Source organism: Flavobacterium sp. XGLA_31, assembly GCF_051547105.1.
Taxonomy (GTDB): domain Bacteria; phylum Bacteroidota; class Bacteroidia; order Flavobacteriales; family Flavobacteriaceae; genus Flavobacterium.
In genome coordinates this window covers 540,173-547,455 of sequence record NZ_JBPTTM010000002.1, presented here as the reverse complement: position 1 = coordinate 547,455, position 7,283 = coordinate 540,173, and the positions used below count along the sequence as shown (strand labels likewise).

Annotated in this window: 5 protein-coding genes; 2 read left to right on the top strand and 3 right to left on the bottom strand. The window is 40.0% G+C overall.

What is annotated here, in order from left to right; all coding sequences use genetic code 11:
• Window positions 1-161: 161 nt before the first annotated feature.
• Window positions 162-1,358: a pyridoxal phosphate-dependent aminotransferase gene (locus ACSVH6_RS06520; protein ID WP_438076725.1), complete on the bottom strand. Its 1,197-nt coding sequence runs from the start codon at window positions 1,356-1,358 to the stop codon at window positions 162-164.
• A 129-nt stretch (window positions 1,359-1,487) separates the two neighbouring features.
• Here ACSVH6_RS06520 and ACSVH6_RS06515 point away from each other — a divergent pair, with 129 nt between their 5' ends.
• Window positions 1,488-2,810 carry a PDZ domain-containing protein gene (locus tag ACSVH6_RS06515; protein WP_438076723.1) on the top strand — a complete coding sequence of 441 codons (1,323 nt, stop codon included), beginning with the start codon at window positions 1,488-1,490 and terminating at the stop codon, window positions 2,808-2,810.
• A 28-nt stretch (window positions 2,811-2,838) separates the two neighbouring features.
• Here the strand turns inward: ACSVH6_RS06515 and ACSVH6_RS06510 are convergent, their stop codons facing one another.
• Window positions 2,839-3,273, bottom strand: a complete 435-nt coding sequence (locus ACSVH6_RS06510; protein ID WP_438076721.1) for a DUF1573 domain-containing protein — start codon at window positions 3,271-3,273, stop codon at window positions 2,839-2,841.
• Window positions 3,274-3,553: 280 nt separating this feature from the next.
• Here ACSVH6_RS06510 and ACSVH6_RS06505 point away from each other — a divergent pair, with 280 nt between their 5' ends.
• Window positions 3,554-6,181 (top strand): valine--tRNA ligase, encoded by a 2,628-nt coding sequence (locus ACSVH6_RS06505; protein WP_438076719.1) that lies wholly within the window; start codon window positions 3,554-3,556, stop codon window positions 6,179-6,181.
• Window positions 6,182-6,236: 55 nt separating this feature from the next.
• Here the strand turns inward: ACSVH6_RS06505 and ACSVH6_RS06500 are convergent, their stop codons facing one another.
• Window positions 6,237-6,869, bottom strand: coding sequence for a hypothetical protein (locus ACSVH6_RS06500; RefSeq protein ID WP_438076718.1), 633 nt, complete (start codon window positions 6,867-6,869; stop codon window positions 6,237-6,239).
• Between the last annotated feature and the right edge of the window lie 414 nt (window positions 6,870-7,283).

The window sequence follows — 7,283 nt, the reverse complement described above, 5'->3', positions numbered from 1 at the left end:
ACGTCTATATAGCCCCGATAGGAGCCGGCTACCCTGCCTGTCGGCAGGCAGGCGTGTAGCGCGGATAGCGGGAGGGAGCGTGAACCGTTGCAGGGAGTGCTGCTGCCAAAAACAAAAAACGCCCCATGGATGGAGCGTTTTATTGGGTAAGTCTTACTATTTTATTTTTGATTGTAAACTTTCAAAGCATCTTTTAAAATGGCTACTGAACGTACTAAATCATCTTTTTTCAAGACATAGGCAATGCGCACTTCGTCCAAACCAACACCTGGAGTAGAATAAAAACCGGCAGCCGGTGCTACCATTACGGTTTCGCCATTGTTATCATAAGATTCTAAAAGCCATTGGGCAAAATCATCGGCATTTTCGACCGGTAATTGGGCGATGCAATAGAAGGCTCCTTTAGGAGTAGCCACTTTGACCCCCTCAATTTTTTGTAATTCAGTAATTAAAGTGTCTCTTCGTTCTTTGTATTCTGAAATCACATCGTCAAAGTAACTTTGAGGTGTTTCCAAAGCAGCTTCACTGGCAATCTGCGCATAGGTTGGCGGGCTCAGACGCGCTTGTGCAAACTTCATAGCCGTAGCCATGACCTCTTTGTTTTTGGAAACGATGCAACCGATACGGGCCCCGCACATACTGTATCTTTTAGAAACCGAATCAATCATGATGGCATGCTCTTCCAAGCCGGGAACATTCATGACTGAGAAATGTTTGTCATTTGCATCATAAATAAATTCACGGTACACTTCATCGGCAATCAGGAATAAATCGTGTTTTTTTACGATTTCAGCCAACTGCATGATTTCTTCTTTTGAATACAAATAACCGGTTGGGTTTCCGGGATTGCAAATCAGAATCGCTTTGGTTTTAGGTGTAATTAACTTTTCAAAAGCAGCAATAGGAGGCAAGGCAAAGCCTTCATCTATAGTAGAAATTACAGGAACCACTTTTACGCCTGATGCGGTTGAGAAACCATTATAGTTGGCGTAAAACGGCTCGGGGATAATAATTTCATCGCCTGAATCCATAGTACTTCCCATAGCGAACAACAAAGCCTCTGACCCCCCCGTGGTGATGATAATATCAGCAACATCTATAGGTAACCCGTGTGATTTGTAATACGCAGAGAGCTTGGTTCTGTAACTTTCAAAACCGGCCGAGTGGCTGTATTCTAATACTTTAATGTCGGCGTTTTTCACAGCGTTTAATGCCACATCAGGTGTTTTAATATCGGGTTGACCAATATTCAAATGGTATACTTTATGTCCTTTCTTTTTAGCAATTTCGGCATAAGGAACCAATTTTCTGATGGGTGATTCGGGCATTTGTTGCCCTTTTAAAGATATTTTTGGCATGATGATTTAGTTTGAGGTGCAAATTTGCGACTTTTTTAGCTTCCAAACAATTCCTGTGGCTACTTTATAAAGCGTTGAAAATTATTTTTTCTATAATAATTTTACTAAATTTATCCAAAATCATATGAGATGCGGATACCATTTGTCTTCTGTTTTATAGTATTCTCAATTACTACAGCTTTTGGTCAATCAAACTTTGAGATTGTTAATCACAAGAAAAAGATTGTTATCCCCTTCAAGTTCATTAATAATTTAATTTTTATCCCCATCAAAGTAAATGGAGAAGAGCTGACATTTTTGTTAGACACCGGAGTGGAAGAAACAATTCTTTTCAGCTTGGACGATAAGGAGCAAATACAGTTTTTCCATATTGAAAAATTAATGCTGAAAGGACTGGGCGGTCAGGATGCGATTGAGGCCTATAAATCTTCCAAAAATAAAATGGAGGTCAATGGTTTTACAGATAATGAACATGAAATCTACCTGGTATTGGATCAGGAATTTAATTTTTCATCACATGTTGGTATTCCGGTAAACGGAATCATAGGGTATCATTTCTTCAAAAACCATAAAGTCGAAATTAACTATGAGAGAAAAAAAATAATCGTCTATGCTAACGATAATGAGAAGATAGATAAAAAGCTCCAAAGAAACTTCTCCCGAAACACTATATATGTGGAAGAAAACAAACCGTATTATATTTCTAAAATAGAGCAATATGATAAAGTAGCACAAGCTAAACTACTGCTTGATACAGGAAACAGTGATGCCCTTTGGATTTTCCTGAACAAAACAAAAACCTTTGTCAAACCTGAAAAAACGATAAAAGACTTTTTAGGAAGGGGATTCAGCGGCGAGATATTTGGGCTTCGGGGGCGTATCGATAGTTTTAGTTTTGGTTACACTACATTCCATAATGCGATTACAACTTTTCCCGATTCAACGTCAATCCAAAATGTCAATTTCGTTCCCGACAGAATTGGCTCCATAGGAGGAGAGGTGCTGTCACGGTTTACGGTTGTTTTTGATTACCAAAACAATCTGATGTTTACAAAATCCAATGCCAAAGTAGATGATCCCTTTAATATTAATATGAGTGGAATAGAGGTGGAACATGCCGGATTGGAATGGACCAAATTAACAGAGGAAACCAACGGAATAAAAATTTATAAAGACGCGGATCAAGAACGAATCCAAAACAAACTTCAAATCCGTTTTGAGTTAAAACCGATTTTCAAAATTGCTAATGTGCGAGAGGGTTCTACTGCTGAAAAATGCGGGCTCAAAAAAGGAGACCGCATCCTCAAAATCAATGGACATACTACTCAGGAAATGACCATCGAGAAAATAAATGATTTACTCAAATCCGAAGAAGGAAAGACCATTCAAATGGAAATCGAACGCAATACGGTTCCCATGAATTTCAAGTTCCAACTCAAAAGCATACTATAAAAAAAAGCCCCGAAATTCGGGGCTTTTTTTATTGCATCATCGGACTGGTTTTCTTTTTCTCCAGCAAATTTACTACCGGTTTTTCAATGACCTCTCCTTTTATTTTCAACGCTATTCTGCCTTCCTCTACGTTTACAGCATTACTTTCTACTGTAATTGTTTTTCGGATAGGGCCGGTGTGCATATTGTATTTAACCGAAATCTGACCCGTTTTTCCCGGAGCTATAGGCTCTGTAGGTTTGGAAGGTACTGTACATCCACAAGTCGATTGCACATTGGTAATCACAAGCGGTTCGTCTCCTGTGTTGGTAAACACAAAAACTCTGACACCGTCATCATCTTCCTTGTTTACCGTCCCATAGTCTATTGTATTGTCCTTGTCCTTAAACTCAATCTTGGCACCCTTCTGTGCAAAAACCACGGTGTTTAAAAGGATGATCGTAATAAGTAAAACTTTTTTCATAGGTCAAATGTGTTATTTGGTTAGTAAAAATACTCTGTTTAAATTAATACACAAAAATTTAATTCTTAATTTTTTCTAAAGTAGTTATTAATTACTTTTGCAAATCAAATTACAAAAAGCATACCACCTTTTTTGAAGCGAATAGCCGGTGATTATCAGCTGTCCGTTTTCCCGCTTTCCACTCTTGCACGGCAACCGTTACAATCGGGGCTAAAAAGGAATTGTACCGCTCACTTGTAATCATAATGTCTAAATAATCTAAGAAGCTAATAATCTATATATGATTCCCGCACAGTTTAACGCCTCCGCCGTAGAAAAAAAATGGTACGACTACTGGATGAAAAACAACTATTTTCATTCCAAACCCGACCATAGAACGCCTTATACCATCACCATTCCGCCTCCCAATGTGACAGGAGTCTTGCACATGGGACACATGTTAAACAATACCATTCAGGATGTATTGATTCGTCGGGCGCGTCTCAAAGGATTCAATGCGTGCTGGGTACCGGGTACAGACCACGCTTCCATTGCTACTGAAGCAAAGGTTGTGGCAAAACTAAAAAGCGAAGGCATCAACAAAAACGATTTAACCCGTGAGGAATTCCTCAAACATGCTTGGGATTGGACAAACAAATACGGGGGTACCATCTTAGAACAGCTGAAACAATTAGGCTGTTCATGTGATTGGGACCGCACTAAATTCACCATGGACCCGGATATGTCGGCCTCCGTAATTCGCTCTTTCGTTGATTTGTATAACAAAGGCTATATCTATCGGGGTTATCGTATGGTCAACTGGGATCCGGAAGCCAAAACAACCTTGTCTGACGAGGAAGTAATCTATGAAGAACGTCAGGGGAAATTATACCATTTAAAATACCAAATCGTTGGCAGTAATGAGTTTGTAACTATTGCTACCACACGTCCCGAAACCATTTTGGGAGATACCGCCATTTGTATCCATCCTGATGATGAACGCTATACGCATTTGAAAGGAAAGCAAGCTATAGTGCCTATTTGTAATCGTTTCATTCCTATTATTTTCGACGAATATGTGGATAGGGAATTCGGAACCGGATGCCTTAAAGTAACTCCGGCACACGATGTAAATGACAAGGCATTAGGCGAAAAACACAATTTGGAAATTATCGATATTTTCAATGAAGATGCTACATTGAACAGTTTTGGTCTTCACTATCAAGGCAAAGACCGTTTTGTGGTACGCGAAGAAATTGCCCGCGAATTAGAAGATATTGGCGCTTTGGCTAAAACGGAAAACCACATCAACAAAGTGGGTACTTCGGAAAGAACCAAAGCCGTTATTGAACCGCGCTTGTCTGACCAATGGTTCCTAAGCATGGAAGAATTGGTAAAACCGGCCATCAAAGCGGTGTTAGAAACCGAAGAAGTAAAATTATATCCGTCACGTTTCAACAATACCTACCGTCATTGGTTGGAAAATATTCGCGATTGGAATATCTCCCGTCAATTGTGGTGGGGACAACAAATCCCGGCCTATTATTACGGAGACGGCAAAGAAGATTTTGTGGTCGCTGAAACGATTGCCGACGCAGTGGATTTGGCTAAGGCTAAAACAAACAATCCAAATTTATCAGCGGCTGATTTGACTCAGGATGCCGATGCGTTAGACACTTGGTTTTCTTCCTGGTTATGGCCAATGGCCGTATTCGGGGGAATCATGGATCCGGAAAACGAAGACTTTAAATACTATTACCCAACGAATGATTTGGTAACCGGACCGGATATCTTATTCTTCTGGGTGGCACGTATGATTATTGCTGGCTATGAATACACCGGAAAAAAACCATTTACCAATGTTTATTTAACCGGATTGGTACGCGACAAACAACGCCGTAAAATGTCTAAATCTCTAGGGAATTCTCCCGAGCCTCTCGAACTGATTGAAAAGTTTGGTGCCGATGGGGTAAGAGTAGGGTTGCTCTTGAGCGCTTCTGCCGGAAACGACATCTTGTTTGACGAAGAATTATGCAATAACGGTAAGGCTTTTGCCAACAAAATATGGAATGCTTTCCGTCTCATCAAAGGTTGGGAAGTAGCGGATATTGCCCAGCCGGAAAGTTCAAAAGTTGCCATCGAATGGTATGAGGCCAAGTTGCAGCAAACCTTAGCGGAAATTGAAGACCATTTTGAAAAATACCGTTTGTCTGATGCTTTGATGTGTATTTACAAATTGGTTTGGGACGATTTCTGTTCGTGGTTCCTAGAAATGATTAAACCGGGGTACCAACAACCAATTGACCGTACGACATTCAATAAAGCCATTGAAATGTTGGAAGCCAATTTGAAATTGTTACATCCTTTTATGCCATTCTTGACAGAAGAAATTTGGCAACATATAGCAGAAAGAACGCCTGAACAGGCTTTGATTATTGCAGAATATCCTAAAATGGCTTCTTATAATGAGAAGTTGATTGCCGATTTTGATTTTGCCATGGAAGTAATTGCCGGTATCAGAACAATCCGCAAAGACAAAAACATTGCCATGAAAGATGCTGTCGATTTAAAAGTGGTAAACCATGATAACGCCTCAACTTACTTTGATGCGGTGATTATGAAACTGGGAAATCTGGCGTCTTTGGAATACATTTCAGATAAGATTGACGGCGCTTTGACCTATCGCGTAAAATCAAACGAATATTTCATTCCGGTTTCGGGCAATATTGATATCGCCGCCGAAATAGCCAAGTTAACCGAAGAGCTCAAATATACACAAGGTTTCCTTCGTAGTGTTCAGGGCAAATTGGCCAATGAAAAATTTGTGGCCGGTGCACCACCACAGGTAATAGAAAACGAGCGCAAAAAAGAAGCAGATGCTTTGGCTAAAATTGCTACCATTGAGCAGAGTTTAGCCGGTTTACAATAATTAAAAAAGCCCCGATACATCGGGGCTTTTTTGTTTAAGTAAAAGGCTGTTGGTATTAAAACTTAAGTCCCAGTTTAAAGTACAAACCATTAAACTGTTCTATTTTTTGTTCGGCACCGTCTTTTTTCATTTTGCTGAAGTCGCTTTGGCTTTCCAATCCAATGCCTATGTTAAAGGCATCACTCAGGATAAATTTAAGCCCAACCTGACTGGACAGACCAAAATTCCAGCCCATGTTTTTGGTACTGGTTCTGTCAAGAGCGGTTTCTAATTCCTGTTTCAATAAGGTATTGGCATATACGCCTACACCAACGGTAAAGAATAGCTTGTCATTTTCCGGTTTTTCATTTTTAAACAAATTGAAATCCCCACTGAACTGCAAAGGAATACGGAGATAAGAGTTTTTGAGGCTGGCACTGTTGCCGGCAACGGTCGTATTCCCGTTGAATTCAAAATAACCGACACCGGTAGCGATATCAAACTTTCGGCCCAATTTAAAAGCAACCATAACGTCACTTCCGTTAATGTTTCCGTTAAGCGGGGCATTTCCGGTTGATTTCAAACGGGCAAATCCTAGTTTTCCGTTCACCGTAAATTCTGGGTAGTTGTTGGTTTTCTCCGGCGTAGTTTGTGCTACAGCGATGCCGGAAACTGCTACGAATAAAATAGCAAGTAATTGTTTTTTCATGATGATTGATTTTTGTTATTAATTGATGCTGCGAAAAAAAGAAATTTTTAGGTTACTAAACTTATTTTTATTAAAAAATTAACAAGTAGCATCGCCATTCACACAATACACTTTTTACTGCAATAATCCATCACAAATACGTCAGGCTTATTGTTTTCGTCTCTCAGGAGTGTTAGAGTACAGCAAATCTCTGGCTTCCACACAGGGTGAATCCTTTCTGCAATGGGGTGAAATCATTTTGCTATGGGATAAACCCATACTTCTTTGGGGTAATCCCATGCTTCTTTGGGGTAAACCCATACTTCTGTGGGGTAATCCCATGCTTCTTTGGGGTAAACCCATACTTCTGTGGGGTAATCCCATGCTTCTTTGGGGTAAACCCATACTTCAATGGGGTGGAATCATTTTCCAGAG

Excerpts from the sequence above, each read along its gene's own strand:
- ACSVH6_RS06500 (WP_438076718.1), bottom strand. The coding sequence starts at position 6,869 with ATGAAAAAACAATTACTTGCTATTTTATTCGTAGCAGTTTCCGGCATC.
- ACSVH6_RS06515 (WP_438076723.1), top strand. The coding sequence starts at position 1,488 with ATGCGGATACCATTTGTCTTCTGTTTTATAGTATTCTCAATTACTACA.
- ACSVH6_RS06520 (WP_438076725.1), bottom strand. The coding sequence starts at position 1,358 with ATGCCAAAAATATCTTTAAAAGGGCAACAAATGCCCGAATCACCCATC.
- ACSVH6_RS06510 (WP_438076721.1), bottom strand. The coding sequence starts at position 3,273 with ATGAAAAAAGTTTTACTTATTACGATCATCCTTTTAAACACCGTGGTT.
- ACSVH6_RS06505 (WP_438076719.1), top strand. The coding sequence starts at position 3,554 with ATGATTCCCGCACAGTTTAACGCCTCCGCCGTAGAAAAAAAATGGTAC.